Source organism: Enterobacter sp. 118C5 (assembly GCF_034107645.1).
GTDB classification, from domain to species: domain Bacteria; phylum Pseudomonadota; class Gammaproteobacteria; order Enterobacterales; family Enterobacteriaceae; genus Enterobacter; species Enterobacter nematophilus.
Genome location: NZ_JAWNEU010000009.1, coordinates 112,130 through 138,718, shown reverse-complemented (window position 1 = coordinate 138,718; position 26,589 = coordinate 112,130). Strand labels below are relative to the sequence as shown.

28 protein-coding genes are annotated in these 26,589 nt (G+C 56.8%); 15 read left to right on the top strand and 13 right to left on the bottom strand.

The window, feature by feature from the left end:
- The first annotated feature begins 5 nt into the window (after positions 1-5).
- From agaW to UTO39_RS15960, 6 genes are all read left to right on the top strand, one after another.
- Entirely contained in the window at positions 6-785 is a 780-nt protein-coding gene (gene agaW, locus UTO39_RS15985) for a PTS N-acetylgalactosamine transporter subunit IIC (protein ID WP_061096975.1), read from the top strand.
- Entirely contained in the window at positions 775-1,653 is an 879-nt protein-coding gene (agaE, locus tag UTO39_RS15980) for a PTS N-acetylgalactosamine transporter subunit IID (RefSeq protein WP_218727590.1), read from the top strand. Before agaW ends, agaE begins: the two co-directional genes overlap by 11 nt.
- 16 nt (positions 1,654-1,669) lie before the next feature.
- Positions 1,670-2,104 (top strand): PTS galactosamine/N-acetylgalactosamine transporter subunit IIA, encoded by a 435-nt coding sequence (gene agaF, locus UTO39_RS15975; RefSeq protein WP_061096973.1) that lies wholly within the window; start codon positions 1,670-1,672, stop codon positions 2,102-2,104.
- Positions 2,105-2,381: 277 nt separating this feature from the next.
- Positions 2,382-3,527, top strand: a complete 1,146-nt coding sequence (locus UTO39_RS15970) for an SIS domain-containing protein (RefSeq protein WP_320727557.1) — start codon at positions 2,382-2,384, stop codon at positions 3,525-3,527.
- Positions 3,528-3,539: 12 nt separating this feature from the next.
- Positions 3,540-4,412 (top strand): tagatose-bisphosphate aldolase subunit KbaY, encoded by an 873-nt coding sequence (gene kbaY / locus UTO39_RS15965; RefSeq protein WP_320727556.1) that lies wholly within the window; start codon positions 3,540-3,542, stop codon positions 4,410-4,412.
- Between the two features lie 19 nt (positions 4,413-4,431).
- Positions 4,432-6,321 carry an enterotoxin gene (locus UTO39_RS15960; protein WP_320727555.1) on the top strand — a complete coding sequence of 630 codons (1,890 nt, stop codon included), beginning with the start codon at positions 4,432-4,434 and terminating at the stop codon, positions 6,319-6,321.
- Between the two features lie 20 nt (positions 6,322-6,341).
- Here the strand turns inward: UTO39_RS15960 and UTO39_RS15955 are convergent, their stop codons facing one another.
- The gene (locus UTO39_RS15955) at positions 6,342-7,334 is read right to left on the bottom strand and encodes a Fic family protein (protein ID WP_320727554.1); all 993 of its coding nucleotides are present in this window, start codon (positions 7,332-7,334) and stop codon (positions 6,342-6,344) included.
- A gap of 5 nt (positions 7,335-7,339) precedes the next feature.
- Positions 7,340-8,203: a 16S rRNA (cytidine(1402)-2'-O)-methyltransferase gene (gene rsmI, locus UTO39_RS15950; RefSeq protein ID WP_320727553.1), complete on the bottom strand. Its 864-nt coding sequence runs from the start codon at positions 8,201-8,203 to the stop codon at positions 7,340-7,342.
- A 61-nt stretch (positions 8,204-8,264) separates the two neighbouring features.
- On the opposite strand from rsmI, the gene UTO39_RS15945 reads away from it, so the two are divergent.
- The 4 genes from UTO39_RS15945 to dolP are packed head-to-tail and all read left to right on the top strand — an operon-like array spanning position 8,265 to position 11,962.
- Positions 8,265-10,412, top strand: a complete 2,148-nt coding sequence (locus UTO39_RS15945) for a penicillin-binding protein activator (RefSeq protein WP_320727552.1) — start codon at positions 8,265-8,267, stop codon at positions 10,410-10,412.
- Positions 10,370-10,765 (top strand): YraN family protein, encoded by a 396-nt coding sequence (locus UTO39_RS15940; protein ID WP_028014533.1) that lies wholly within the window; start codon positions 10,370-10,372, stop codon positions 10,763-10,765. The genes UTO39_RS15945 and UTO39_RS15940 overlap by 43 nt, the downstream gene beginning before the upstream one ends.
- A gap of 21 nt (positions 10,766-10,786) precedes the next feature.
- Positions 10,787-11,377 carry a DnaA initiator-associating protein DiaA gene (gene diaA, locus UTO39_RS15935; protein WP_003861754.1) on the top strand — a complete coding sequence of 197 codons (591 nt, stop codon included), beginning with the start codon at positions 10,787-10,789 and terminating at the stop codon, positions 11,375-11,377.
- 9 nt (positions 11,378-11,386) lie between these two features.
- Positions 11,387-11,962 (top strand): division/outer membrane stress-associated lipid-binding lipoprotein, encoded by a 576-nt coding sequence (dolP, locus tag UTO39_RS15930; protein WP_320727551.1) that lies wholly within the window; start codon positions 11,387-11,389, stop codon positions 11,960-11,962.
- Positions 11,963-12,012: 50 nt separating this feature from the next.
- Here dolP and UTO39_RS15925 read toward each other — a convergent pair whose 3' ends face one another.
- On the bottom strand, positions 12,013-13,050 hold the full coding sequence (locus tag UTO39_RS15925; protein WP_028014535.1) for a permease: 1,038 nt from the start codon (positions 13,048-13,050) through the stop codon (positions 12,013-12,015).
- A 40-nt stretch (positions 13,051-13,090) separates the two neighbouring features.
- A complete protein-coding gene (locus UTO39_RS15920) occupies positions 13,091-13,735 on the bottom strand; it encodes an NAD(P)H-binding protein (protein ID WP_151412472.1) in 645 nt (214 codons plus the stop codon).
- 128 nt (positions 13,736-13,863) lie between these two features.
- Between UTO39_RS15920 and UTO39_RS15915 the strand changes: the two genes are divergently transcribed.
- On the top strand, positions 13,864-14,382 hold the full coding sequence (locus tag UTO39_RS15915) for a type 1 glutamine amidotransferase domain-containing protein (RefSeq protein ID WP_061096966.1): 519 nt from the start codon (positions 13,864-13,866) through the stop codon (positions 14,380-14,382).
- On the opposite strand, the gene UTO39_RS15910 is transcribed toward UTO39_RS15915, so the two are convergent.
- Complete coding sequence (locus UTO39_RS15910; protein ID WP_061096965.1) at positions 14,362-14,796, bottom strand: YhbP family protein; 435 nt, start codon at positions 14,794-14,796, stop codon at positions 14,362-14,364. The two genes, UTO39_RS15915 and UTO39_RS15910, sit on opposite strands and share 21 nt — an antisense overlap.
- Positions 14,797-14,810: 14 nt before the next feature.
- Between UTO39_RS15910 and UTO39_RS15905 the strand changes: the two genes are divergently transcribed.
- Positions 14,811-15,140, top strand: coding sequence for a GIY-YIG nuclease family protein (locus UTO39_RS15905; protein WP_045260079.1), 330 nt, complete (start codon positions 14,811-14,813; stop codon positions 15,138-15,140).
- On the opposite strand, the gene UTO39_RS15900 is transcribed toward UTO39_RS15905, so the two are convergent.
- Positions 15,127-15,630 carry a GNAT family N-acetyltransferase gene (locus tag UTO39_RS15900; RefSeq protein ID WP_041907900.1) on the bottom strand — a complete coding sequence of 168 codons (504 nt, stop codon included), beginning with the start codon at positions 15,628-15,630 and terminating at the stop codon, positions 15,127-15,129. The genes UTO39_RS15905 and UTO39_RS15900 overlap by 14 nt on opposite strands.
- Entirely contained in the window at positions 15,624-16,148 is a 525-nt protein-coding gene (locus tag UTO39_RS15895) for an SCP2 domain-containing protein (RefSeq protein WP_266178964.1), read from the bottom strand. Before UTO39_RS15895 ends, UTO39_RS15900 begins: the two co-directional genes overlap by 7 nt.
- A gap of 211 nt (positions 16,149-16,359) precedes the next feature.
- On the opposite strand from UTO39_RS15895, the gene UTO39_RS15890 reads away from it, so the two are divergent.
- From UTO39_RS15890 to UTO39_RS15880, 3 genes are all read left to right on the top strand, one after another.
- Positions 16,360-17,355, top strand: a complete 996-nt coding sequence (locus tag UTO39_RS15890) for a peptidase U32 family protein (RefSeq protein ID WP_014885366.1) — start codon at positions 16,360-16,362, stop codon at positions 17,353-17,355.
- A 7-nt stretch (positions 17,356-17,362) separates the two neighbouring features.
- Complete coding sequence (locus UTO39_RS15885) at positions 17,363-18,241, top strand: U32 family peptidase (protein WP_151412470.1); 879 nt, start codon at positions 17,363-17,365, stop codon at positions 18,239-18,241.
- Positions 18,242-18,319: 78 nt separating this feature from the next.
- A complete protein-coding gene (locus tag UTO39_RS15880) occupies positions 18,320-19,321 on the top strand; it encodes a luciferase-like monooxygenase (protein WP_320727550.1) in 1,002 nt (333 codons plus the stop codon).
- Positions 19,322-19,379: 58 nt separating this feature from the next.
- Here the strand turns inward: UTO39_RS15880 and mtr are convergent, their stop codons facing one another.
- The 6 genes from mtr to rpsO all read right to left on the bottom strand — a co-directional run bounded on the left by mtr (position 19,380) and on the right by rpsO (position 26,481).
- Positions 19,380-20,624 (bottom strand): tryptophan permease, encoded by a 1,245-nt coding sequence (mtr, locus tag UTO39_RS15875; protein WP_320727549.1) that lies wholly within the window; start codon positions 20,622-20,624, stop codon positions 19,380-19,382.
- A gap of 142 nt (positions 20,625-20,766) precedes the next feature.
- Complete coding sequence (locus UTO39_RS15870; RefSeq protein ID WP_041907893.1) at positions 20,767-22,662, bottom strand: DEAD/DEAH family ATP-dependent RNA helicase; 1,896 nt, start codon at positions 22,660-22,662, stop codon at positions 20,767-20,769.
- Positions 22,655-22,735 (bottom strand): protein YrbN, encoded by an 81-nt coding sequence (yrbN, locus tag UTO39_RS22350; protein WP_100122156.1) that lies wholly within the window; start codon positions 22,733-22,735, stop codon positions 22,655-22,657. The genes UTO39_RS15870 and yrbN overlap by 8 nt, the downstream gene beginning before the upstream one ends.
- Before the next feature lie 107 nt (positions 22,736-22,842).
- Complete coding sequence (nlpI, locus tag UTO39_RS15865; RefSeq protein ID WP_061096959.1) at positions 22,843-23,727, bottom strand: lipoprotein NlpI; 885 nt, start codon at positions 23,725-23,727, stop codon at positions 22,843-22,845.
- A gap of 109 nt (positions 23,728-23,836) precedes the next feature.
- Positions 23,837-25,969 carry a polyribonucleotide nucleotidyltransferase gene (pnp, locus tag UTO39_RS15860; RefSeq protein WP_061096958.1) on the bottom strand — a complete coding sequence of 711 codons (2,133 nt, stop codon included), beginning with the start codon at positions 25,967-25,969 and terminating at the stop codon, positions 23,837-23,839.
- Between the two features lie 242 nt (positions 25,970-26,211).
- Positions 26,212-26,481, bottom strand: a complete 270-nt coding sequence (rpsO, locus tag UTO39_RS15855; protein ID WP_003861789.1) for a 30S ribosomal protein S15 — start codon at positions 26,479-26,481, stop codon at positions 26,212-26,214.
- Positions 26,482-26,589: the final 108 nt, after the last annotated feature.

The following is a 26,589-nucleotide window of genomic DNA, read 5'->3' as shown; positions in this document are numbered from 1 at the left end:
TCACAATGGAAATCAGTCTGTTGCAGGCATTCGCGCTGGGGCTTCTTGCCTTTATCGCGGGCCTGGATATGTTTAACGGCTTAACACACATGCACCGCCCGGTGGTCCTTGGCCCACTGGTCGGCCTGATTCTGGGCGATCTGCATACCGGGATCCTGACCGGCGGTACGTTAGAGCTGGTCTGGATGGGTCTGGCGCCGCTTGCGGGCGCGCAGCCGCCGAACGTCATTATCGGCACTATCGTCGGCACCACGTTTGCCATCACCACGGGCGTGAAGCCGGATGTCGCCGTTGGGGTCGCCGTACCGTTTGCCGTGGCGGTTCAGATGGGCATTACGTTCCTCTTCTCCGTGATGTCCGGCGTGATGTCCCGCTGCGATCGCATGGCGGCCAACGCGGACACTAACGGCATTGAGCGGGTTAACTATCTTGCCCTGCTGGCGCTGGGTATCTTCTACTTCCTGTGTGCCTTCCTGCCGATTTACTTTGGTGCGGAACACGCGAAAACCGCCATTGATGTCCTGCCGGAACGTCTGATAGACGGCCTTGGCGTCGCGGGCGGCATCATGCCAGCCATCGGCTTCGCCGTGCTGCTGAAGATCATGATGAAAAACGTCTACATCCCTTATTTCATTATCGGTTTTGTCGCTGCCGCCTGGCTGAAGCTTCCGGTGCTGGCGATTGCGGCGGCCGCGCTGGCGATGGCGCTGATCGACCTGATGCGTAAACCACCTGAACCGGCGGCTCCCGCGGCCCAGAAAGAGGAATTCGAAGATGGCATCTAACCAAACTACCCTGCCGGGCGTCTCTGAAAATGAAGAGACCCTGCTCACCGGCGTGAATGAAAACGTCTATGAAGACCAGACCATTGGCGCAGAGCTGACGAAGAAAGACATTAACCGCGTGGCGTGGCGCTCCATGCTGTTACAGGCGTCGTTCAACTACGAGCGTATGCAGGCCTCCGGCTGGCTGTACGGGCTACTGCCCGCGCTGAAAAAGATCCACACCAATAAGCGTGACCTGGCCCGCGCCATGAAAGGCCACATGGGGTTCTTTAATACTCACCCGTTTCTGGTGACCTTTGTTATCGGCATTATCCTGGCAATGGAGCGTTCCAAGCAGGATGTAAACAGCATTCAGAGCACCAAAATTGCGGTCGGCGCACCGCTCGGCGGCATCGGCGACGCCATGTTCTGGCTGACCCTGCTGCCCATCTGCGGCGGTATTGGTGCCAGCCTGGCGCTGCAGGGTTCTATTCTGGGCGCCGTGGTCTTTATCGTCCTGTTTAACGTGGTGCATCTTGGCCTGCGCTTTGGTCTGGCGCACTACGCTTACCGGATGGGCGTCGCGGCCATTCCGCTGATAAAGGCCAACACCAAAAAGGTCGGCCATGCTGCGTCCATTGTGGGGATGACGGTGATCGGCGCGCTGGTAGCCACCTACGTGCGCCTGAACACCACGCTCGAAATCAAAGCCGGGGATGCGGTCGTTAAGCTGCAAACCGACGTGATCGACAAGCTGATGCCCGCCTTTTTACCGCTCGTTTACACCCTGACCATGTTCTGGCTGGTGCGCCGCGGCTGGAGCCCGCTGCGCCTGATTGGCATCACCGTGGTGCTGGGCGTTGTCGGTAAATTCTGTCACTTCCTGTAAAAGCAAAGAGGTTGCGATGTTAGGCATTATTTTGACGGGGCACGGCGGCTTTGCCAGCGGGCTTGAACAGGCGATGAGGCAGATTCTTGGCGAGCAGCCGCAGTTTATCGCCATCGATTTTCCGGAAACCTCCACCACTGCCAGGCTGACCGCTCAGCTTGCGCAGGCGGTGAGTGAGCTGGATCCAGAGCAGGATATTATTTTTCTCACCGATCTTCTCGGCGGCACGCCGTTTCGCGTGGCCTCGACGCTCGCGATGCAAAAACCGGGTAGCGAAGTGATTACCGGCACCAACCTACAGCTTTTGCTGGAAATGGTGCTGGAACGTGACGGGTTAAGCAGCGAAGCGTTTCGTCTGCAGGCGCTGGCGTGCGGCCACCGCGGCCTGACCAGCCTGGTGGATGAGCTTGGTCGCTGTCGCGAGGAAGCCCCCGCAGAGGAAGGGATTTGATCCGGCTACTTTCCGAACGCTCACCTTTGTAATCTTACATTGCGTGTCCCGGCGGCCTTACGGCATCTGATCGTAAGGCCTTTCTTTTCCTTTCCTTAGCTTTACCCTTTCCTTTCACGATCACACTTTTCGTTTTATTTCCTTTCTTTTATTGAACTTTCGATTTCTTTTCTATAGATTTTATTTAACAGCTAATGTGAAAAAGTGAAACGAAACGAAAGATAGCGACACGTATGCCAGCGTCTGATGTGGAATTCACACGACTAAGGACTGAGTTATGCAACAAACCACCGCCGCCACAACCGGCACCTGGACCGAAAAAGAGATCCGCCAGCAGCCAGCCAGCTGGCTCCGCTCACTCAACAACATCGATAATCTGCGCACCTCGATTGACGGTTTCCTTACGCCGCTGCTGCGTAAGCGCGATCTGCGGATCGTCCTCACCGGCGCGGGCACCTCCGCGTTTATTGGCGAGATAATTGCCCCCTGGCTTGCGAGCCACACCGGGAAAAACGTTTCCGCTATACCGACTACCGATCTGGTCACCAACCCGATGGATTACTTCAGCCCGGCACACCCGCTGCTGCTGGTCTCTTTTGCCCGCTCCGGCAATAGCCCGGAGAGTGTCGCCGCCGTTGAGCTGGCGAACCGGTTCGTGCCGGAGTGCTACCACCTGTCGATCACCTGCAACGAGGCGGGAAGCCTGTACCAGAACGCCGTCGAGAGCGATAACGCCTTTGCCCTGCTGATGCCAGCCGAAACGCACGATCGCGGGTTCGCGATGACCAGCAGCATTACTACCATGATGGCAAGCTGTCTGGCCGTATTCGCACCAGAAACGATCGGCAGCCATAACTTCCGGGACGTCGCCGATCGCTGCCAGGCGATCCTCACGTCGCTTGGGGATTTCAGCCAGGGCGTCTTTGGCAGCGAACCGTGGAAACGCGTTGTGTATCTGGGAAGCGGCGGTCTGCAGGGCGCGGCGCGCGAGTCTGCACTGAAGGTGCTGGAGCTGACCGCGGGCAAGCTGGCGGCGTTCTACGATTCGCCAACGGGCTTTCGTCACGGACCTAAGTCACTGGTGGATAACGAAACGCTGGTGGTGGTGTTTATCTCCAGCCATCCGTATACGCGTCAGTACGATCTTGACCTGCTGGCCGAACTGCGCCGCGATCGCCAGGCCATGCGCGTGCTCGCCATCGCCGCCGAAAACGATCCGGCCATTGAAGCGGGGCCGCATATCCTGCTGCCGCCTTCCCGTCCGTTCAACGATATGGAGCAAGCGTTCTGCTTTCTGATCTACGCCCAGGTCTTTGCACTGACCCAGTCTCTGCATGTTGGCAACACGCCGGACACGCCATCCGCCAGCGGAACGGTCAACCGCGTGGTACAGGGCGTGGTTATTCATCCGTGGCAGGCTTAAGAGGATCGCATTATGAGTATTATTTCGACCAAATATCTTCTTCAGGACGCGCAGGCAAAGGGCTATGCCGTTCCGGCCTTTAACATCCATAACGCCGAGACGATCCAGGCGATCCTCGAAGTGTGCAGCGAAATGCGATCGCCGGTGATCCTCGCAGGCACACCGGGTACTTTTAAACATATTGCGCTGGAGGAGATCTACGCCCTGTGCAGCGCGTACTCTCTCAGCTACGACATGCCGCTGGCGCTGCATCTCGATCATCACGAATCGCTGGATGACATTCGTCGCAAGGTACATGCCGGCGTACGCAGCGCAATGATCGACGGTAGCCACTATCCCTTTGAACAAAACGTGAAGCTGGTGAAATCGGTGGTCGATTTTTGCCACCTCAATGACTGTAGCGTTGAGGCGGAACTGGGCCGTCTGGGGGGTGTGGAAGATGACATGAGCGTCGACGCCGAAAGCGCATTCCTGACAGACCCACAGGAGGCGAAACGCTTCGTTGAACTGACCGGTGTGGATAGCCTCGCCGTCGCCATCGGCACCGCGCACGGCCTCTATACCAAACGCCCCAAAATTGACTTCCAGCGGCTGGCTGAGATCCGCGAGGTGGTAGCGGTTCCGCTGGTGCTGCACGGTGCGAGCGACGTTCCGGATGATGATGTGCGCCGCACTATTGAACTGGGCGTGTGCAAAGTTAACGTCGCAACCGAGTTGAAAATCGCCTTCTCTGATGCGGTCAAAGCCTGGTTTGCCGAGAACCCGCAGGGCAACGATCCGCGCTTCTACATGCGCGTCGGGATGGACGCCATGAAAGAGGTGGTCCGAAGCAAGATCGCCGTTTGCGGCTCGGCGAACCGTCTGCGTCTTCCGGCAGAAGCATAACGAAAAGGATCTTACCCTGATGAAAAAAGTGCTCACTCTCTCAATACTTGCCCTGTGCGTTTCCCATAGCGCGATGGCTGCGAACTATACGCTCGCTAATGACAAGATTGCCCTGTCCTTTGATGACGCCAATTCAACGGTAGTGGTGACTGATAAAAGGGCCAACCATCCCATCACCCCGCAGGAACTGTTCTTTCTGACGCTGCCGGACGAAACCAAAATCCACACCGCTGATTTCAAAATCAAGCACGTCGAAAAGCAGGACGGCGCCATTATCATCGACTTTTCGCATCCGGATTTTAACGTGACGGTGAAGCTCAACCTGGTGAAGGATAATTACGCCAGCATCGATTACACCCTCGCGGCGGTAGGCCAGCCGCGTGACGTGGCGAAAATCACCTTCTTCCCGACGAAAAAGCAGACGCAGGCCCCTTACGTTGACGGGGCAATCAACAGCTCGCCGATTGTCGCGGACTCGTTCTTTATTCTCCCGGACAAGCCCATCGTTAACACCTACGCCTATGAAGCGACGACCAACCTTAACGTGGAGCTGAAAACGCCGATTCAGCCCGCTACGCCGGTCAGCTATACCACGTATTTAGGCACCTTTCCGGAAACCAGCCAGCTGCGCCGCAGCGTAAACCAGTTTATTAATGCCGTGCGTCCGCGTCCGTATAAGCCTTACCTGCACTACAACAGCTGGATGGATATTGGCTTCTTTACCCCCTATTCCGAACAGGACGTACTGGGGCGGATGGACGAATGGAATAAGGAATTTATCGCCGGGCGCGGCGTGGCGCTGGACGCCTTCCTGCTCGACGATGGCTGGGACGACCTGACCGGACGCTGGCTGTTTGGCCCGGCGTTCAGCAACGGTTTTGGCAAGGTACGGGAAAAAGCCGACAGCCTGCACAGCTCGGTCGGGCTGTGGCTCTCTCCGTGGGGAGGCTACAACAAACCGCGCGACGTTCGCGTCTCGCATGCAAAAGAGTATGGGTTCGAAACCGTCGACGGGAAGCTGGCGCTGTCAGGGCCGAATTACTTTAAGAACTTCAATGAGCAGATCGTTAAGCTTATCAAAAACGAGCACATTACCTCGTTCAAGCTGGACGGGATGGGTAATGCCAATGCGCATATCCCCGGCAGCCCGTTCGCCTCGGATTTTGACGCCTCCATCGCTCTGCTGCATAACATGCGCAGCGCCAACCCGAATCTGTTTATCAACCTGACGACCGGCACCAACGCCAGTCCGTCCTGGCTGTTCTACGCGGATTCCATCTGGCGTCAGGGTGATGACATCAACCTGTACGGCCCCGGCACGCCGGTGCAGCAGTGGATGACCTACCGCGATGCCGAAACGTACCGCTCCATTGTGCGCAAAGGCCCGCTGTTCCCGCTGAACTCGCTGATGTATCACGGCATCGTCAGCGCGGAGAACGCCTATTACGGGCTGGAGCAGGTGCAAACGGACAGCGATTTTGCCGATCAGGTCTGGAGCTACTTCGCCACCGGCACCCAGTTGCAGGAGCTGTATATCACCCCTTCAATGCTCAACAAGGCGAAGTGGGATACGCTGGCGCAGGCCGCAAAATGGTCGCGGGATAATGCCAGCGTGCTGGTGGATACACACTGGATTGGCGGAGACCCGACGGCGCTGCAGGTTTACGGCTGGGCTTCGTGGAGTAAAGAGAAAGCCATACTCGGCTTGCGTAACCCGTCGGATAAGCCGCAAAGCTACTATCTGGATTTAGCGAAAGAGTTCGAAATCCCCACGGGAGGCGTGGCGCAGTTTAGTCTGAAAGCGGTGTACGGCAATAATTCAACCGTACCGGGGGAGTATAAAAACGCGGTGGTGGTTACGCTACAGCCGCTGGAAACGCTGGTGTTTGAGGCGATGCCAGGTAAATAAAAAAATGTTTAGTTGGCAGGTTAAGCCATAACCTGCCAGCTTCCCCCTTTCCTTGCCCCCAAGCGTTTTAATTTACCTTTTGTTTGCAAAGAACGGAGATAACGTTCTGCAGTGCGGGAAGTCACGCCCATTGCAGAGGCCAGCATCACCGCAGTCATTTGCGGTTGAACGGTAAGAAGCTCAAGGACTGTGTTTTCCTTTTCCGACAATTCTTCCGACATCTTTTCCGACATCTTTTCCGACATAATGGATGTCACATCCATGCCTTCCCGCAAAGCTTCGGCCAAATTTTGCAGCATAAACGCGACGATTGCAGTGCAATCACTGGCCCGATCGCATTGCCCTAAAATCTGGTAATAGCGCGCTTGCTGAAAGTGAATGAGTGTCTCAACGGGCAGCCATGCAAGCTCTGCACGCCACTGGCTTAAGATCAAGGTTTGCCACAGCCGCCCCATGCGGCCATTACCATCCGAAAAGGGATGAATAAACTCAAACTCGTAATGAAATACCGAGTTGGCAATCAGCGGGTGCAGATCGGTTTGCTTAAGCCAGGTAAGAAGATCGTCGATAAGGCGGTTCATCTGCGAGGCTGGCGGAGCCATGAGGACTAACTGGTTTCCACGGTACACGCCTACGTCCCCATTTCTGAGCTTTCCGGGATGATCGACCAGACCCAGCATCAATAATCGATGTGCACTGAGTATGTCATTAAGCTTCCAGGGCTTCCATTCGGGCAATTTCTCATAGGCCAGGATAGCATTGCGTACTTCCTGAATATCTTTTTCGGGTGCAAGCACGCGTTTGCCATCCATGATCGCCGTCACCTGCCCTGTCGTCAGCGAGTTGTGTTCAATGGCTAGCGAGGCCTGAATGGTTCGAATACGGTTCTCTTTACGGAGAAGTGGCGAAGTTCTACCTGAGTGTGCCGCCCAATGCCCCAATAGCTCACCAATCTCAACCACCTGATTGAGGATAAGAGGGGTGATGGTGAAAGGAGGCTGATAGCGGCTCATCTCTGTTACTCCCCCTGCTGCTCCAGCGCATACTTATACAGCGCATTTTTCTTCACGCCGTGTATTTCCGCCGCCAGCGCCGCAGCTTTCTTCAGCGGCAGTTCCGCCTGCAGCAGCGCCAGCGTGCGCAGCGCATCGGCAGGCAGGGCATCTTCTTCCTCCTTGTGCCCTTCGACAATCAGCACCATTTCGCCTTTACGGCGGTTTTCATCTTCCTTCACCCACGCCAGCAGTTCTCCTACCGGCGCGCCGTGAATGGTTTCCCAGGTTTTGGTCAGCTCGCGCGCCAGCACCACGTAGCGGGATTCGCCCCAGACGGTGACCATATCTTCCATGCTTTCCAGCAGACGGTGGGTGGATTCGTAGAAGATCAGGGTACGCGGCTCGGCTTCCAGTTCCTTTAACACATCGCGACGGCCTTTGGATTTGGCGGGCAGGAAACCTTCGTAGCAGAAACGATCGGACGGCAGACCCGCCGCGCTCAATGCAGCAATGGCGGCGCACGGCCCCGGCAGCGGCACAACGCGAATACCGGCTTCGCGACAGGTGCGCACCAGATGGTAGCCAGGATCGTTAATCAGCGGCGTCCCGGCGTCAGAGACCAGCGCGATGTTCTGCCCCTCTTTGAGCTTCGCCACCAGCGTTTCGGCTTTTTGTTGCTCATTGTGATCGTGCAGAGCAAACAAACGAGCGTTAATCGCGAAATGTTGCAGCAGTAAACCGGTGTGTCGGGTGTCTTCAGCGGCAATTAAATCAACAGCTTGCAATACGGTCAGCGCACGTTGGGTAATATCAGACAAATTCCCGATAGGAGTAGGTACAATATAAAGCTGGCCTTGAGAATTATCTGCCGTTTCGTGTTGTTTCATTGTTTCGTCCGTATTGCCGATTTAATATTGAGCATTGCGTAAAAAAATCACTGGATACAGTATGGTACCGTTAACGTTTCTTCGAAAAAAAGCCACGCGCAGCGTGCCGCTGCTGCTCGCAGCCCTGATTTTTGCAGGCTGTGGCACCCAGGCACCTGACCAGAGCACCGCCCATCTTCAGGGCTCCGCTCAGGCTGATTCTGGCTTTTATCTGCAACAAATGTCGCAGAGTACAAATGATACCAGGATCAACTGGCAATTACTCGCCATTCGTGCACTGCTGAAAGAGGGCAAAACCCAGCAGGCTGCCGAGCTGTTCGGCCAACTGCCGAAAGAGCTTAACGATACCCAGCATCTAGAGCAGAGCCTGCTCTCTGCCGAGCTGAAGGTCGCGCAGAAAGATTATGATGGCGCGAAAAAGATCCTGGGGAGCATCGACCTGAGCGCGCTGGATAAAAACCAGCAGGCGCGCTTCTGGCAGGCTGGCATCACCGCTGAACAGGGTCGCCCTTCCCTGACCCTGCTGCGCGCCTTGATTGCCCAGGAGCCGCTGCTCGCCGGTGCCGACAAGCAGAAAAACATTGATGCCACCTGGCAGGCGCTTGCCTCGATGACCCAGGATCAGGCAAAGGCGCTGGTCATTAACGCGGACGAAAACGTGCTTCAGGGCTGGCTCGATCTGCAGCAGATGTGGTTTAACAACCGCAACGATCCTAAGATGCTGAAAGCCGGTATTACCGACTGGCAGACCCGTTACCCGCAGAACCCGGGGGCGAAAATGCTGCCAACCCAGTTGGTAAACGTGCAGAACTTTAAACCTGCGTCGACAAGCAAAATTGCGCTGCTTCTGCCGCTAAACGGCCAGGCGGCCGTGTTTGGCCGTACGATTCAACAGGGCTTTGAAGCGGCGAAAAACGGCACCACGCCGGTAACGGGCAGTGCGGTACCGGTGCAGGCAGCGCAGGCGGCCAACGTAAACGACGTTGTCAGCCCCTCCGCGGCCGAGACCAGTGACCTGACCACGGCGCAAACCCCGGCGCAGGGCACGATGCAAAACCCGGTTACCGCACCGACTACCCCTCCAGCGACTGCCGCACCGGCAACACAGGCTCCGGCGGAGACACAAGCGATGCCTGCCCCAGAGGCAACGGCAGAACAGGCTCAACAGCAGCCTGCACAACCAGCGTCTCAGCCTGCCGCTCAGCCGCAGGCCGTGGCGACCACCAGCGCGAACCCTGGCGCTGAGCTGAAAATCTACGACACCAGTTCGAAGCCGCTTGACCAGGTGCTGGCGCAGGTTCAGCAGGACGGAGCGAGCATCGTTGTCGGCCCGCTGCTTAAGAACAACGTGGAAGAGCTGATGAAGAGCAACACCACGCTGAACGTGCTGGCGCTCAACCAGCCGGAACAGGTTCAGAACCGGGCCAATATTTGCTACTTCGCACTCTCTCCGGAAGATGAAGCCCGCGATGCGGCGCGTCATATCCACGAGCAGGGTAAACAGGCTCCGCTGCTGCTGATCCCGCGCAGTACGCTGGGCGATCGCGTGGCTAATGCCTTTGCCGACGAGTGGCAGAAGCTGGGCGGCGGCATCGTGCTGCAGCAGAAATTCGGTTCCGTTTCTGAACTGCGTGCGGGCGTTAACGGTGGAGCGGGTATCGCGCTCAGCGGCAGCCCGGTTTCCGCCAGCCTGCCGCAGCAGCAGAGCGTGACCATTGGCGGCCTGACCATCCCTGCCCCGCCTACCGACGCGCAGATAAGCGGCGGTGGTAAAGTGGATGCGGCCTATATCGTTGCCACGCCGCAGGAGATCGCCTTTATCAAACCGATGATTGCGATGCGTAACGGCAGCCAGAGCGGCGCAACGCTCTACGCCAGCTCCCGCAGCGCGCAGGGCACCGCAGGCCCGGATTTCCGTCTGGAAATGGACGGCCTGCAGTACAGCGAAATCCCGATGCTGGCGGGCAGCAACCCGGCGCTGATGCAGCAGGCGCTAAGCTCCGTACGTAACGACTACTCCCTGGCGCGTCTGTATGCGATGGGTGTCGATGCGTGGGCGCTGGCAAACCACTTTACTCAGATGCGTCAGGTGCCGGGCTTTGAGCTTAACGGCAACACCGGCGATCTGACCGCCACTCAGGACTGTGTGATTAACAGGAAGTTATCATGGCTCAAATACCAGCAGGGGCAAATCGTCCCGGCCAGCTAAGCCGTAAAGAGACCGGCGATGCGTGGGAGTTAAAAGCGCGTCGCTGGCTTGAAGGCAAAGGACTGCGCTTTATCGCCGCTAACGTCCGCGGGCGCGGCGGCGAAATTGATCTGATCATGAAAGACGGTCAGGTGATTGTGTTTGTAGAAGTCCGCTTTCGACAGTCTTCCCGTTTTGGCGGTGCTGCCGCCAGCGTGACGCTCGCCAAACAACATAAATTATTACAGACTGCCCACTTGTGGCTTGCCCGCCATAATGGGAGCTTTGATACTGTGGATTGCCGTTTCGATGTGATAGCCTTCACCGGAAATGAGATCGAATGGCTTAAAAACGCTTTTGGCGAAGACGCATAATTAAGATTTAAAAGGGATAACGTGCTCGAAAGAATTAAAGTGTGCTTCACAGAAAGCATCCAGACTCAGATTGCCGCGGCGGAAGCCCTTCCGGACGCGATCTCTCGCGCTGCAATGACGCTGGTGCAATCCCTGCTTAACGGCAACAAAATCCTCTGTTGTGGCAACGGAACCTCAGCCGCCAACGCACAGCATTTTGCTGCCAGCATGATTAACCGTTTTGAAACCGAACGCCCAAGTTTACCTGCCATTGCACTTAATACCGATAATGTGGTCTTAACAGCGATTGCTAACGATCGTCTGCATGACGAAATTTACGCAAAGCAGGTGCGCGCCCTTGGGCATGCCGGCGATGTGCTGCTGGCCATCTCCACGCGCGGCAACAGCCGGGACATCGTCAAAGCCGTTGAAGCCGCCGTTACCCGCGACATGACCATCGTCGCCTTAACCGGCTACGACGGCGGTGAGCTGGCGGGTCTGCTCGGGCCGCAGGATGTGGAAATCCGCATTCCGTCTCACCGTAGCGCACGTATTCAGGAGATGCATATGCTAACGGTAAACTGCTTATGCGATTTGATCGATAACACGCTTTTCCCTCACCAGGATGATTAAGGAGTTTTTATGAAGGCTTTATCGACCCTCGCAGTCCTTATGTCTGCATTAATGCTTCAGGGATGTATCGCTGCGGCCGTTGTGGGTACTGCCGCAGTGGGCACCAAAGCGGCGACCGATCCGCGCTCTGTGGGAACGCAGGTGGATGACGGTACGCTGGAGCTGCGGGTCAACAGCGCGCTGTCGAAAGACGAACAAATCAAGAAAGAAGCGCGTATCAACGTGACGGCCTATCAGGGCAAAGTCCTGCTGACGGGTCAGGCACCGAATACCGAGCTCTCCAGCCGCGCGAAGCAGATCGCGATGGGCGTTGAGGGCACCACGGAAGTCTTCAATGAAATCCGTCAGGGTCAGCCAATCAGCCTGGGCACCGCGTCGTCTGACACCTGGATCACCACCAAAGTCCGCTCCCAGCTGCTGGGTTCAGACCAGGTGAAATCCTCCAACGTGAAGGTAACGACCGAAAACGGTGAAGTGTTCCTGCTGGGTCTGGTGACCGACCGTGAAGGGAAAGCGGCGGCGGATATCGCCAGCCGGGTGAGCGGCGTGAAGCACGTCACCACCGCGTTTACCTACATTAAGTAATCCACACCTGACTGTAGGCCCGGTAAGCGCGAGCGCCACCGGGCTTTTTTTTACATCAACGCAATACTTCCCACCATCACCCCGCTCAACGCCACCAGCCCCGCCGTCAGCCACAGAGCTTTCGCCGGGAAAGACTTACGCAGCATGATGAGCGACGGCAGGCTGATTGCCGGCAAGGTGATAAGCAGCGCCAGCGCCGGTGCGGTCCCCATACCGGCCAGCATCATGGTCTGGACAATCGGAATTTCTGCCGCCGTGGGGATCACAAACAGGCAGCCTGCAACGGCCATCGCAATCACCCACATCAGCGTGTTGTCGATCGCCCCATCCGCATGCGGGAAGAGCCAGACGCGCGCCGCGCCCAGAACCAGTACCGCCAGGATATAGACCGGAATGGTGCTCCAGAAAAGCTGCCACAGCGCCTTACCCCAGCGAGTGAAGAAACCGCCCTGCGGTTCGCTGACGTCCAGTTCAACGGCTGCGGGTTCGACGGCAGTATCCTTCACCAGTTTTTGTACCAGCGTCGCCACCACCAGCACCGTCAGCAGCCCGGCAACCAGACGGATAGCGGCAAAATGCCAGCCGAGCACAAAGCCCATAAACACCAGCGTCGCCGGGTTGAGCAGCGGGTTCCCCATCCAGAACGCCAGCGCGCCGCCCATGGATACGCGCTGGCGGCGCATGCCCGCCGCAACCGGTGCGGCGCAGCAGGAGCACATCATGCCCGGCAGAGAGAAAATCGTCCCCAGCAGCGTGCCCTGAAAGCGCGGCTGCCCGAGTGTTTTCACCAGCCAGTTTCGCGGAATAAGCACCTGAATCAGCGAACCCAGGATCACCCCTAAGACGGCAGCTTTCCACACCGCCAGGAAGTAGACCATGGCGTAATCCCACGCCGCCTTCAGCGGGCTGGCATCAGCCTGAGCGAGAATAGATTTACCGATGCTGTGCGTTTCGGCAGCGGTGAAGGCTTTACCATAATACGGCTGCCATTTCACATACCAGAGGCCAATGATGACCACGAGAAAGAAGAGTGCGGGCTTCCACCATTGGACAGGTGTTGCCGCCTGAGATGAAGACTGACCAGTCATACCATTCCCCGGAGAGTGTTATTTAATAAGCCGGAGAAGTTTACGCCTCGCCCTGCGCGATTTCACGCAGTTTTGCCGAAGGGATGATATTGACGCCCTCCTGCGACGGTGCCAGCGCCTCTTTCAGCATCGCCTGCGCAACGTCCCGCGCCTCAATGGACTTCCAGTTGCCCGGCAGGATGCGAAACAGCGGGGCGAAGAAGGATTCGTTAAAACGCCGTTCGTCGCGGTGCCCCATCAGCATGGAAGGCCGCACGATTGTCAGACGCTCCCACTTCTGGGCAATCAGCGCCTCTTCCATTTTGCCCTTCACCTGATTGTAAAAAAACGGTGAGCCGGTGCTGGCGCCGTGCGAGCTGACCACCAGGAAATGTTTTGCCCCCAGCTTTTTCGCCGTCAGGGCGGTATCCACCACCAGCGTGTAGTCCGCATGAACAAAGGCTTCTTTACTGCCCGCCTCACGCCGCGTCGTGCCCAGGCAGCAAAAGGCGATATCTATCGGGTCCTGCACCTGCGCCAGCGCGTCGGTGAGCTGTGGATCGTGCGGGTTAAAGACGCCGGAGATGTCCAACAGCGGGCGACGCGTCGGTGCAGCGATGAAGTTAATATGGCGATCCTGGATCAGCAGCCGCAGCAGATGCCCGCCCACCAGCCCGGTTGCGCCTGTAATCAGTACCTGACTCATCTTATCCCCTTTACAGAATTGTCCGTTTGCGAACTCAGCGTGGTCGACCACACTTAGAAGTCTGTTACAGGTAAGTATTTACCACAAGCGGAGAAAAATCAGTCTGAAGCCAAAACAACGGAGGAAGCATGGGCAAGAAAATCGCAGTCTTGATTACCGACGAGTTTGAAGATTCAGAATTCACCTCTCCTGCAGAGGCGTTCCGCAAGGCGGGACACGAGGTCATCACCATTGAGAAAGAAGCGGGCAAAACGGTGAAAGGCCATAAGGGCGAAGCCAGCGTGACCATCGACGAAACCATCGATAACGTTAGCCCGTCTGATTTCGACGCCCTGCTGCTGCCAGGCGGCCATTCACCGGATTCCCTGCGCGGGGACGAGCGCTTCGTGACCTTTACCCGGGACTTTGTCGGCACCGGCAAGCCGGTCTTTGCCATCTGCCACGGCCCGCAGCTGCTGATCAGCGCCGAAGTGGTTCGCGGGCGTAAGCTTACGGCGGTGAAACCGATCGTTATCGATCTGAAAAACGCAGGGGCCGAGTTTTACGATCAGGAGGTGGTCAACGACAACGACCAGCTGATCACCAGCCGGACCCCGGACGATCTCCCGGCGTTTAACCGCGAGGCGCTACGCCTGCTCGGCGCGTAGCCAGTGAAGCTTCTTGCCGAAGCCCAGGGTGTTATCGGTAAATTTCAGCTCATCGAGGCGGATTTCCCACACCGGGGCTTTTAGCGCAGCGGCAACCGGGAAGCGGCGCGTGTAGCGTTTACGCTGCGCGTCGCTTTCCTCCCCTTCCAGACGACGAATCTCACCCTTAAACTGCACGCCGCGGATCAGCGCGACCGTTTTGGGCTGGCCGTTTACCGTGCCCGCCACCTTTGCCTGCTGGCCGGTCATCTGCGCATGCCGCGTTTTGTCCTCACTCATGACGTAAAAAGCGACGCGTTCAGGATCGTAGTAGTAAAAGGCGTTGGCGCACCACATCTCGCCCTCGCGATATACGCACCAGGTCACGACATGCTGCTTCGCCAGCCAGCGGTTAATGGCGGCCAGTGTTTCCATTTTCGTTCTCTCTCATGCTATGGTGCGTTCACCTTAACATACTGAATCTGTTTACCGTGTGCTGGTTTCTCTATCTTGTCCGAACCGCTGATAACGCACTCTACACCGGGATCACCACCGATGTGGCGCGGCGTTTTTTACAACATCAAACGGGGAAAGGGGCAAAAGCGCTGCGGGGGAAAGGCGAACTGCAGCTGGCTTTTTCTGCCGCCGTGGGCGACAGATCGCTGGCGCTCAGGCTGGAGTACCGCATCAAGCAGCTGACGAAGCGCCAGAAAGAGCGCCTCGTGACCGGAGACGGCTCCTTTGAGGCGCTACGCGAGAGCCTGATTAAAAGCGATTGAAATGATCGTGGTAGTCCACCAGACCATTTACGCCGTTCAGGGCATCATCCGCCAGGCGATGCACCTGGAAGGCGGATTCGGTACCCGGCCAGCGGCAGCGCAGATCGTAATGCGCGGCCTGCTCGAAGCCTAAACGGCCATAGAACGCCGGGTCGCCCAGCGTGACCACGGCGGCATAGCCAAACTCATTCAGCGAGTCCAGTCCTTCATAGACCAGCTGGCGCGCCAGGCCCTGCCCGCGGTAGTTTTCATCCACCGCCAGCGGTGCCATGCCCACCCACTGAAGATCTTCACCCTGAACGATCACCGGGCTGAAGGCGACATAGCCGACAACCTGACCTTCGTCATCGGTGGCAACCAGCCCCAGCGTGATCAGGCCGTCTTCACGGAGATCGTGGACCAGTTGGGCTTCCGCGTCGCTCTCAAAAGAGCGGCGTAATAACGCATCGATACCCGGTGCATCAATCCCTATTTCGACTCGAATCAGCATGGCTCACCTACTGAAGTGTGTTTACTGTCCGGCGGGGATTTCAGCCCCGCCTCAACGAAATCTGCCATTTGCATTAACATCACGCGCAGCGCCTTCGGCATCTGCTCCAGCTCAATGGCATCCATTAAATTCTTAACGTACAGGCCAAGCTCCGTGTCGCCCTCAATCACCAGACGTCGCTGGAAGAAGAGCGTATCCGGATCCTGCTTGCGCGCGGCAATCATCAGCAGGTCGCTGGCGCTGGCGCTAAAGCTCACGTCCGCCTCGGCGGACTCCCGAACGATCAGCTGGTCGTTCTCAACCGAAGTAAACCAGCGCAGCCCGATGTCACGTACCTCAATGCTTAACCAGCGGCCTTCAAGAAACTCCAGTTCACCGTCCTGCAGCGCCTGACGGAACTGCCAGCTCAGGACCTGCTCCAGCACCTGGCGTTTAAGCGCGAACGGCGCCAGCCTGACCGGCACGCTCAGCATTGATGGACCGAATTGTACGAGACGTGAACGCAGTTTATCCAGCACGAGCTTTACTCCCTGATAGCTATAGTCCCGCTATTTTGCCACATCCATTCCAGAACATAGCGGCGTAAATCAACAAACCGTCGTCCGATGTACCTCATTATTGGTGCCATCAATACGCCATTAGCTGCCTTAAATCAAAAATTGTCGCGTATGGGTTAATTAAAATCCCAGCTCGTTAACAATTTTGCTATCGACTACATCAGGATAATTTATGGAGCTGCTCTGCCCTGCCGGAAACCTTCCGGCGCTTAAGGCGGCCATCGAAAATGGGGCCGATGCGGTCTATATCGGGCTGAAAGATGACACTAACGCCCGCCATTTCGCTGGCCTCAACTTTACGGAGAAAAAGCTTCAGGAAGCCGTTAACTTCGTTCATCAGCACCGCCGCAAGCTGCATATTGCCATCAACACGTTTGCCCATCCTGACGGTTACGCCCGCTGGCAGCGCGCGGTAGATATGGCAGCACAGCTGGGTGCCGATGCGTTAATCCTGGCCGACCTCGCCATGCTTGAGTATGCGGCAGAACGCTATCCGCATATTGAGCGCCATGTCTCTGTTCAGGCATCTGCCACCAACGAAGAGGCGGTGCGTTTTTACCATCAACACTTTGACGTCGCCCGCGTGGTGTTGCCGCGAGTGCTCTCTATTCATCAGGTTAAGCAACTCGCGCGCGTCACGCCAGTACCGCTGGAGGTTTTTGCCTTTGGTAGCCTGTGCATCATGGCCGAAGGCCGTTGCTATCTTTCTTCTTACTTAACCGGTGAATCGCCGAATACCGTCGGGGCCTGCTCCCCTGCCCGCTTCGTCCGCTGGCAGCAAACCCCGCAGGGGCTGGAGTCGCGTCTGAATGAAGTGCTGATCGACCGCTATCAGGACGGTGAAAACGCGGGTTATCCGACGCTGTGCAAAGGCCGCTACCTGGTCGACGGCGAGCGCTACCACGCGCTGGAAGAGCCCACCAGCCTTAACACGCTGGAGCTGCTGCCGGAGCTGCTGGCCGCCAATATTGCCTCGGTGAAAATTGAAGGTCGTCAGCGCAGCCCGGCCTACGTGAGCCAGGTGGCGAAAGTGTGGCGTCAGGCCATCGACCGCTGCATGGCGGACCCGCAGAACTATGCCCCGCAAGCGGCGTGGATGGAGACGCTCGGATCGATGTCCGAAGGTACGCAAACCACGCTTGGCGCGTATCACCGTAAATGGCAGTGAGATAACCATGAAATATTCATTAGGGCCGGTGCTCTACTACTGGCCAAAAGAGACGCTGGAAGATTTTTACCAACAGGCCGCCACCAGCAGCGCCGATGTGATTTACCTCGGTGAAGCGGTATGCAGCAAACGCCGCGCTACCAAAGTGGGCGACTGGCTGGACATGGCGAAAAGCCTGGCCAGCAGCGGCAAACAGGTTGTGCTGTCAACGCTCGCGCTGGTGCAGGCCTCGTCCGAACTGGGCGAGCTGAAGCGCTACGTCGAAAACGGTGAGTTTCTGCTGGAAGCGAGCGATCTGGGCGTGGTGAACATGTGCGCCGAACGCAGGCTGCCGTTTGTCGCGGGCCATGCGCTGAACTGCTATAACGCCGTCACCCTGCGCCTGCTGCTCAAACAGGGAATGACGCGCTGGTGCATGCCGGTGGAGCTCTCCCGCGACTGGCTGGCAAACCTGCTGAACCAGTGCGACGAGCTGGGCATTCGCCATCAGTTCGAAGTGGAAGTGCTGAGCTATGGCCATCTGCCGCTGGCCTACTCCGCCCGCTGCTTCACCGCGCGCTCGGAGGATCGCCCGAAAGACGAATGCGAAACCTGCTGCATTAAATACCCGAACGGGCGCAGCATGCTGTCGCAGGAAAATCAGCAGGTATTTGTTCTGAACGGTATTCAGACCATGAGCGGCTATGTCTATAACCTCGGTAACGAGCTGGCGTCGATGGACGGGCTGGTGGACATGGTGCGCCTTTCGCCGCTGGATACCAGCGTGTTCGCGATGCTGGACGCCTTCCGCGCCAACGAAAACGGCGCGTCGCCGCTGCCGCTGACGGCAAACAGCGACTGCAACGGTTACTGGAAACGTCTGGCCGGGCTGGAACTTCAGGCCTAAAAAAGGCTCACTTTGTTAACAACGGTTATCATTTTTTAATGCAGTATTAAAGATTGACCGTCGACAAAGTGAGCTGTTATGACTGACAAAACCATTCCGTTTTCGGTGCTGGATCTGGCGCCGATCCCACAAGGCTCCTCCGCGCGAGAAGCCTTTTCGCACTCTCTCGATCTGGCTCAGCTGGCCGAAAAGCGTGGCTATCACCGCTACTGGCTGGCCGAACACCACAATATGGTGGGCATCGCCAGCGCTGCGACCTCGGTACTGATTGGCTATCTGGCAGCAAATACCACCACCCTGCACCTGGGCTCCGGTGGCGTAATGCTGCCGAACCACGCCCCGCTGGTGATTGCCGAGCAGTTTGGCACGCTGAATACTCTCTTTCCGGGCCGTATTGACCTGGGGCTTGGTCGTGCGCCGGGCAGCGATCAGCCAACCATGCGCGCCCTGCGCCGCCATATGAGCGGCGATATCGACAACTTCCCGCGCGACGTGGCGGAGCTGGTGGACTGGTTCGACGCGCGCGATCCGAACCCGCACGTGCGCCCAGTGCCGGGCTACGGCGAGAAGATCCCGGTGTGGCTGTTAGGCTCAAGCCTTTATAGTGCGCAGCTTGCCGCGCAGCTGGGGCTGCCGTTCGCGTTCGCCTCCCACTTCGCGCCGGATATGCTGCATCAGGCGCTGCACCTCTACCGCACGAATTTCAAACCGTCCGAGCGTCTGGAGAAGCCGTACGCGATGGTGTGTATCAACATCATTGCCGCCGACAGCAACCGCGACGCGGATTTCCTCTTCACCTCCATGCAGCAGGCATTTGTGAAGCTGCGTCGCGGCGAGACGGGCCAGCTTCCGCCGCCGGTGGAGAATATGCATCAGCTGTGGTCCGCCTCCGAGCAGTATGGCGTACAGCAGGCGCTGAGCATGTCGCTGGTGGGCGATAAGGCGAAAGTGCGTCACGGGCTGGAAGCGGTGCTGCGTGAAACGCAGGCGGATGAGATTATGGTCAACGGCCAGATTTTCGATCACCAGGCGCGCCTGCACTCGTTTGATTTGGCGATGCAGGTGAAAGAAGAAATGTAGTGCGTTTTGTTGCCCTCACCCCAGCCCTCTCCCACAGGGAGAGGGTGAAAAGAGGTATTTATTGATACACAGGTAATAGATTAAAGCTCGACAGCACGTGAACCACCGCGTTACCCACCCCAAACACCAGGATCAGGGCAATCATCGGCTTTCCGCCCCAGACGCGGAATTTTGGGCTGCCGAAGCGTTGACGTGATTTGCGCGCCAGCAGCGCCGGCACAATCGCCGCCCAGATGGTTGCTGCCAGCCCTGCATAGCCGATGGCGTACAGGAAGCCGTTCGGCCACAGCAGACCACCGACAATCGGCGGCAGGAAGGTTAGCAGCGCGGTTTTGAAACGCCCCATCGCGGAGTCATCAAAGCCGAACAGATCCGCCAGGTAGTCAAACAGGCCAAGCGTTACGCCGAGGAAAGAACTCGCCACCGCAAAGTTCGAGAAGACCACCAGCAGCAGATCCAGACTGCGGCTGTTCAGCACGCCGCTCAGGGCCTGCACCAGCACGTCGATGTTACCCCCCTTCTGCGCAATGCCGATAAATTCCGGACGCGGGATGTTGCCCATCGTCCCCAGCAGCCAAATCACATACAGCCCCAGCGCCAGCAGCGTGCCGTAGACCAGGCATTTCACGATGGTGCGTGGATCTTTGCCGTAGTACTTCATCAGGCTCGGCACGTTACCGTGGTAGCCAAACGACGCCAGGCAGAACGGCAGCGTCATCAGCAGATACGGGGTGTAGGAGGTGTTCACTTCCGCGACGTTAAACAGCGTGGCGGGCGTGACGTGCCCCAGCAGGCTGCCGAAGGTCAGGAAGAAGGTAATAACCTTCGCGCCCAGCACGATGGCCGTCATGCGGCTTACTGCTTTGGTACTCATCCAGACGATAAACGCCACGCCCAGGGCAAAGCACAGCCCCGCCAGACGCGCCGGAACGTTCAGCGACATCTCAGCAAAGGTATGATGCAGAATCGAGCCGCTCGCCGAGATATACGCGTAGGTCAGAATGTAGAGCACAAACGCGATGGAAAGCCCGTTCACCAGGTTCCAGCCTTTGCCCAGCAGATCTTTGGTGATGGTGTCGAAGCTGGAGCCAATACGGTAGTTCAGGTTCGCTTCAAGGATCATCAGCCCGGAATGGAGCATACAGAACCAGGTAAAGAGCAGCGCCGCCAGCGACCAGAAGAACCACGCACCGGACATGACCACGGGCAGGGAGAACATCCCGGCACCTATAATGGTTCCGCCGATGATCACCACGCCGCCAAGCAGCGAAGGTGACGTTTGGGTGGTGGTTAGTGTCGCCATACAGCCTTGTCTCCAGTTAATCATGCGGTTCTGCATTTTAGTGTGACGCACTGTACCAGTACAAGAGTACAAAGGGAATAAAAAAAGCCCCGATAGCGTGTATCGGGGTTGTATATTTTACTTTACGTCAGAAGCGTAATGCTTACGCGTCACCGAAACGACGACGGCTGGTGCCTTCTTCACGACGTGGGCCACGGCTTTCGCGGCGCTCGCCGGAGAAACGACGACCTTCACCACCGCGACCTTCGCTGCGACCGCCTTCACGACGCTCGCCGCCGAAACCGCGACCACCGCCACGACGTTCACCACCGCGGTCAGGACGTGGCTGTGCATCGCCCAGCAGCTGCATGTTCATCGGCTTGTTCAGGATGCGGGTGCGAGTAAAGTGCTGCAGTACTTCGCCCGGCATGCCTTTTGGCAGCTCGATGGTAGAGTGGGATGCGAACAGCTTGATGTTACCGATGTAACGGCTGCTGATGTCGCCTTCGTTAGCAATCGCGCCAACGATGTGACGAACTTCAACACCATCATCACGGCCCACTTCAATGCGGTACAGTTCCATATCACCCGCGTCACGACGTTCACGACGTGGGCGGTCTTCACCACCACGCTCTGGACGATCGCCGCGTGGACCACGATCGTTGCGGTCGCCACGACGTTCAAAACGATCGTCACGGTCACGGAACTCGCGCTTAGGACGCATCGGTGCATCTGGTGGCACGATCAGGCTACGTTCGCCCTGAGCCATTTTCAGCAGTGCTGCTGCCAGCGTTTCCATGTCCAGCTCTTCGCCTTCAGCAACAGGCTGAATCTGCGACAGCAGTGCACGGTACTGATCCAGATCGCTGCTTTCCAGCTGCTGCTGTACTTTTGCGGCGAATTTTTCCAGACGGCGTTTGCCCAGCAGGTCTGCGTTTGGCAAGTCCGCTTCCGGAATGGTCAGCTTCATGGTGCGTTCGATGTTGCGCAGCAGACGACGCTCGCGGTTCTCAACGAACAGCAGCGCACGGCCAGCACGACCCGCACGACCGGTACGACCGATACGGTGAACGTAAGACTCGGAGTCCATTGGGATGTCGTAGTTTACAACCAGGCTGATACGCTCAACGTCCAGGCCACGTGCTGCCACGTCGGTTGCAATCAGGATATCCAGACGACCGTCTTTCAGACGCTCCAGCGTCTGCTCACGCAGAGCCTGGTTCATGTCGCCGTTCAGCGCTGCGCTGTTGTAGCCGTTACGCTCCAGCGCTTCAGCCACTTCCAGGGTCGCATTTTTGGTACGCACGAAGATAATCGCCGCATCAAAATCTTCCGCTTCCAGGAAACGGACCAGCGCTTCGTTTTTGCGCATGCCGTACACGGACCAGTAGCTCTGGCTGATGTCCGGGCGAGTGGTCACGCTGGACTGAATACGCACTTCCTGCGGCTCTTTCATGAAGCGGCGGGTAATGCGACGGATCGCTTCTGGCATGGTGGCAGAGAACAGAGCGGTCTGGTGACCTTCCGGGATCTGCGCCATGATGGTTTCTACGTCTTCGATGAAGCCCATACGCAGCATTTCATCTGCTTCATCCAGTACCAGGCCGCTCAGTTTAGAGAGGTCCAGAGTACCGCGCTTCAGGTGATCCAGCAGACGGCCCGGCGTACCGACGACAATCTGTGGGCCCTGGCGCAGGGCGCGTAACTGCACGTCATAACGCTGGCCGCCGTACAGGGCTACCACGTTTACGCCGCGCATATGTTTAGAGAATTCCGTCATTGCTTCAGCAACCTGAACAGCCAGTTCACGGGTTGGAGCCAGGACGAGGATCTGCGGTGCACGCAGGTCCGGATCGATGTTGTTCAGCAGCGGCAGCGAGAACGCTGCAGTTTTACCGCTACCAGTCTGGGCCATGCCCAGCACGTCACGACCAGAGAGCAGATGCGGGATACATTCTGCCTGGATCGGAGATGGTTTTTCGTAACCCAGATCGTTAAGGGCTTCAAGGATAGGAGCCTTCAGGCCCAGATCTGCAAAAGTGGTTTCGAATTCAGCCATGTAGTACGAGTGCCTCAATGTCAATGGCGGCCAGTCTACTTAGCTCATCGTGAAAATGATTAGCAATTTTCATTGAAAAGTGTGAACCGGCTCAAAGTAGGTGTATTGACGAACAACAACGCCCTCACCAGTGAAGGTGATGGCAATCAAAAGATTACGGGCTGATGTTTATGTCGTCAGCTATTGCTGGTCCGATTCTGCCAGGTCGTCTTGCTCCTGGCCCAAGAGCGATAATTCCAACAATGCATAACGGTGCTCAACGAAGTTATGTACGTTGTTAGCAACCGCTAATTTGAACAGTGCCGTAGCGCTGTCCATATCCCCCAGACTTAGGTAGTACTTACCTAAATAGAAGTTGGTTTCACTGAGATGCTCAGCGAGCGAGGTGTTATCCGTTGCGTCCGCCTTGAGGCGTTCCATCAGCGTTGCTTCGCTAATGTTGCCCAGGTAGAACTCGACAATGTTCCATCCCCACTGTTCCTTGTCCGATTTATCGAAGCGCTGTTTCAGGGCTTCTTTTGCCTGCTTCTCATCGAGCTTCCGCTCAACGATGTAAAGCCACAGGCTACGGAAAGGATCATTAGGATCGTCTTGATAAAACGCCAGCAGATCATCTTGCGCTAACTTATCGCGACCGCCGTAATACAATGCGATACCGCGATTCAAGTGCGCGTAGTTGTAAGTTGGATCAAGCTCAAGTACAGAATCAAACGCTTCATAGGCAGCATCAAAATTGCCTGCCTGCGTTAAATAAATGCCTAAGTAATTGAATACTTCAGGCATATCAGGTCGGATAGCCAGCGCTTGTGAAAAATCATTTCGCGCTAATGCCCTCAGACCGAGACTATCATACAACACTCCGCGCTCATATAAAAGCTGTGCGCGTTCGTCATCGGTTAAAGCCCGACTGGCAAGTATTTGTTCCATGCGTGCCAGAATCACTTCCTGCTGCAAAGTCGGTTGCAATGGCACTGCGAGGACTTCGCTCTTACGCCAGGCAGAGTTGCTGCATCCTGCCAGCGTTAAAGCTGTCGCAACGAAACACCAGCGCAAAAAAGGCTTCATTTCCCACTCCCGAAGACAACTATTGGATGAACGTCCTGTCCCCCGGCGGCTTAACAAGGCGTCCTGCCTGATAATAAACCCTCCGCCGAAGCGGAGGGCAAATGCTACCTTACTCGCCTTGTTCTGCGGCTGGCGCTTCTGGCGCAGCGGCAGGAGACTGCTCGGTTGCTTCTTTAATGCTCAGACGGATACGGCCCTGGCGATCAACTTCCAGAACTTTAACCGGCACTTCCTGACCCATCTGCAGGTAATCGGTCACTTTTTCAACGCGCTTGTCAGCGATCTGAGAGATGTGAACCAGACCTTCTTTACCGCCACCGATGGCAACGAACGCGCCAAAGTCAACGATACGGGTCACTTTACCCGCGTAGACGCGGCCCACTTCGATTTCAGCAGTGATCTCTTCGATGCGACGGATTGCGAATTTCGCTTTCTCGCCGTCGGTAGCTGCAATCTTCACAGTACCGTCATCTTCGATTTCAATGGTGGTGCCAGTCTCTTCGGTCAGCGCGCGGATTACGGAACCGCCCTTGCCGATAACATCTTTGATCTTGTCTGGATTGATCTTGATGGTGTGAATACGCGGAGCGAATTCAGAGATATCACCGCGTGGCGCGTTGATAGCCTGTTCCATCACGCCCAGGATGTGCAGACGCGCACCTTTAGCCTGGTTCAGAGCAACCTGCATGATCTCTTTGGTGATACCTTCAATTTTGATATCCATCTGCAGGGCAGAGATACCGTCGCGGGAACCCGCTACTTTGAAGTCCATATCGCCCAGGTGGTCTTCGTCACCCAGAATGTCAGACAGAACAACGAAGTTGTCGCCTTCTTTCACCAGACCCATTGCGATACCCGCAACAGCGGCTTTGATCGGCACGCCTGCATCCATCAGCGCCAGAGAAGCACCACATACGGAAGCCATGGAAGAAGAACCGTTGGATTCGGTGATTTCAGAAACCACGCGAACGGTGTACGGGAATTTGTCAGCTTCTGGCATCACTGCCAGCACACCGCGCTTCGCCAGACGACCGTGACCAATTTCACGACGCTTCGGTGAGCCAACCATACCGGTTTCGCCCACAGAGTACGGAGGGAAGTTGTAGTGGAACAGGAAGTTGTCAGTACGCTCGCCCATCAGTTCGTCGATGATCTGCGCGTCACGTGCGGTACCCAGGGTTGCGGTAACCAGCGCCTGCGTTTCACCACGGGTGAACAGCGCGGAACCGTGAGTACGAGGCAGTACGCCAGTACGCACGTCCAGACCACGGATCATGTCTTTTTCACGGCCATCGATGCGCGGCTCGCCTGCCAGTACGCGGCTACGAACAACGTTTTTCTCGATAGCGTGCAGGATTTCGCTCAGCTCGTTAGCGTCCAGCGTTTCGTCTTCAGCGACCAGGGTGGCGATGGTTTCATCTTTGATCGCGTCAACCTGAGCATAACGCTCCTGTTTGTCGGTGATGCGGTATGCATCGCTCAGACGAGATTCTGCCAGTGCCGCAACGCGTGCGTTCAGCGCGTCGTTTGCCGCTTCTGGCTGCCAGTCCCAACGTGGCTTACCGGCTTCTTTCACCAGGTCGTTGATGTTCTGGATTACAATCTGCTGCTGCTCGTGACCGAACACCACAGCGCCCAGCATCTGGTCTTCGCTCAGCAGTTCAGCTTCGGATTCAACCATCAGCACAGCTGCTTCAGTACCGGCTACAACCAGGTCCAGCTTACTCTCTTTCAGCTCTTCCTGAGTTGGGTTCAGCACGTACTGGTCGTTGATGTAACCGACGCGCGCGGCACCGATTGGGCCATTGAATGGAATACCAGACAGTGACAGGGCAGCGGAAGCACCGATCATCGCAACGATGTCCGGGTTAACCTGTGGGTTAACGGAAACAACGGTCGCGATAACCTGAACTTCGTTAACGAAGCCTTCCGGGAACAGCGGACGAACCGGGCGGTCAATCAGACGCGCGATCAGGGTTTCGCCTTCGCTTGGACGGCCTTCACGACGGAAGAAGCCACCCGGGATTTTACCGGCAGCGTAGGTACGCTCCTGGTAGTTTACGGTCAGCGGGAAGAAGTCCTGACCTGGTTTAGCTTTTTTCTGGCCAACTACGGTAACGAATACCGCGGTGTCATCCATGCTTACCATAACGGCAGCAGTCGCCTGACGTGCCATCATGCCGGTTTCCAGCGTGACGGTATGTTGACCATACTGGAATTTACGAACGATCGGATTCAGCAAAATTCTGTCCTTTCTTAAATGTATGACAGCACACCGCCGGCGTGCTGTCGATTTAACCCGACCTTCTTCGCATCCTCGCGACTAATGACAACCGACACCCCCATGGGTGAAGCCTCTCATTAGCCGCGCGAACCTCTGCAATGAAGATCATTTATAGCAACAATACAATAGTTTCCATTGAATTGCTGCCGTCTGGTTGAAAAAAGGGGCCATCAGGCCCCCTTTTCTGAAACTCGCAAGACTTAGCGACGCAGACCCAGACGCTCGATCAGCGCGGTGTAGCGTGCAACATCTTTACGCTTCAGGTAGTCGAGCAGTTTACGACGCTGAGAAACCATGCGCAGCAGACCACGACGGCTGTGGTGATCTTTTTTGTGCTCTGCAAAGTGACCCTGCAGGTGGTTAATCTGTGCAGTCAGCAGTGCAACCTGAACTTCGGTAGAACCGCTGTCGTTAGTACCACGACCAAACTCAGAAACGATTTTAGCTTTAGCTTCAACGCTTAGAGACATTTTCAAACTCCAAAGTATAAAGAATGTAAGGGTGCCGATCTCTAATTCAGCGACCCCATGTACGCCCCGCAGATTGTTAAACAATTCACCGGGCGTTAAGCGGCGATA

Bases quoted from the DNA above. Each gene is read 5' to 3' on its own strand.
- yrbN (WP_100122156.1), bottom strand. From the start codon at position 22,735: ATGAAAATTGCTAATCATTTTCACGATGAGCTAAGTAGACTGGCCGCC.
- UTO39_RS15885 (WP_151412470.1), top strand. From the start codon at position 17,363: ATGAAATATTCATTAGGGCCGGTGCTCTACTACTGGCCAAAAGAGACG.
- UTO39_RS15940 (WP_028014533.1), top strand. From the start codon at position 10,370: ATGGCTCAAATACCAGCAGGGGCAAATCGTCCCGGCCAGCTAAGCCGT.
- UTO39_RS15880 (WP_320727550.1), top strand. From the start codon at position 18,320: ATGACTGACAAAACCATTCCGTTTTCGGTGCTGGATCTGGCGCCGATC.
- UTO39_RS15870 (WP_041907893.1), bottom strand. From the start codon at position 22,662: ATGGCTGAATTCGAAACCACTTTTGCAGATCTGGGCCTGAAGGCTCCT.
- UTO39_RS15955 (WP_320727554.1), bottom strand. From the start codon at position 7,334: ATGAGCCGCTATCAGCCTCCTTTCACCATCACCCCTCTTATCCTCAAT.
- UTO39_RS15905 (WP_045260079.1), top strand. From the start codon at position 14,811: ATGCTATGGTGCGTTCACCTTAACATACTGAATCTGTTTACCGTGTGC.
- UTO39_RS15915 (WP_061096966.1), top strand. From the start codon at position 13,864: ATGGGCAAGAAAATCGCAGTCTTGATTACCGACGAGTTTGAAGATTCA.
- UTO39_RS15960 (WP_320727555.1), top strand. From the start codon at position 4,432: ATGAAAAAAGTGCTCACTCTCTCAATACTTGCCCTGTGCGTTTCCCAT.
- UTO39_RS15890 (WP_014885366.1), top strand. From the start codon at position 16,360: ATGGAGCTGCTCTGCCCTGCCGGAAACCTTCCGGCGCTTAAGGCGGCC.
- kbaY (WP_320727556.1), top strand. From the start codon at position 3,540: ATGAGTATTATTTCGACCAAATATCTTCTTCAGGACGCGCAGGCAAAG.
- UTO39_RS15925 (WP_028014535.1), bottom strand. From the start codon at position 13,050: ATGACTGGTCAGTCTTCATCTCAGGCGGCAACACCTGTCCAATGGTGG.
- rpsO (WP_003861789.1), bottom strand. From the start codon at position 26,481: ATGTCTCTAAGCGTTGAAGCTAAAGCTAAAATCGTTTCTGAGTTTGGT.
- UTO39_RS15910 (WP_061096965.1), bottom strand. From the start codon at position 14,796: ATGGAAACACTGGCCGCCATTAACCGCTGGCTGGCGAAGCAGCATGTC.
- nlpI (WP_061096959.1), bottom strand. From the start codon at position 23,727: ATGAAGCCTTTTTTGCGCTGGTGTTTCGTTGCGACAGCTTTAACGCTG.
- agaW (WP_061096975.1), top strand. From the start codon at position 6: ATGGAAATCAGTCTGTTGCAGGCATTCGCGCTGGGGCTTCTTGCCTTT.
- agaE (WP_218727590.1), top strand. From the start codon at position 775: ATGGCATCTAACCAAACTACCCTGCCGGGCGTCTCTGAAAATGAAGAG.
- mtr (WP_320727549.1), bottom strand. From the start codon at position 20,624: ATGGCGACACTAACCACCACCCAAACGTCACCTTCGCTGCTTGGCGGC.
- UTO39_RS15970 (WP_320727557.1), top strand. From the start codon at position 2,382: ATGCAACAAACCACCGCCGCCACAACCGGCACCTGGACCGAAAAAGAG.
- UTO39_RS15920 (WP_151412472.1), bottom strand. From the start codon at position 13,735: ATGAGTCAGGTACTGATTACAGGCGCAACCGGGCTGGTGGGCGGGCAT.
- UTO39_RS15945 (WP_320727552.1), top strand. From the start codon at position 8,265: ATGGTACCGTTAACGTTTCTTCGAAAAAAAGCCACGCGCAGCGTGCCG.
- rsmI (WP_320727553.1), bottom strand. From the start codon at position 8,203: ATGAAACAACACGAAACGGCAGATAATTCTCAAGGCCAGCTTTATATT.
- dolP (WP_320727551.1), top strand. From the start codon at position 11,387: ATGAAGGCTTTATCGACCCTCGCAGTCCTTATGTCTGCATTAATGCTT.
- UTO39_RS15900 (WP_041907900.1), bottom strand. From the start codon at position 15,630: ATGCTGATTCGAGTCGAAATAGGGATTGATGCACCGGGTATCGATGCG.
- agaF (WP_061096973.1), top strand. From the start codon at position 1,670: ATGTTAGGCATTATTTTGACGGGGCACGGCGGCTTTGCCAGCGGGCTT.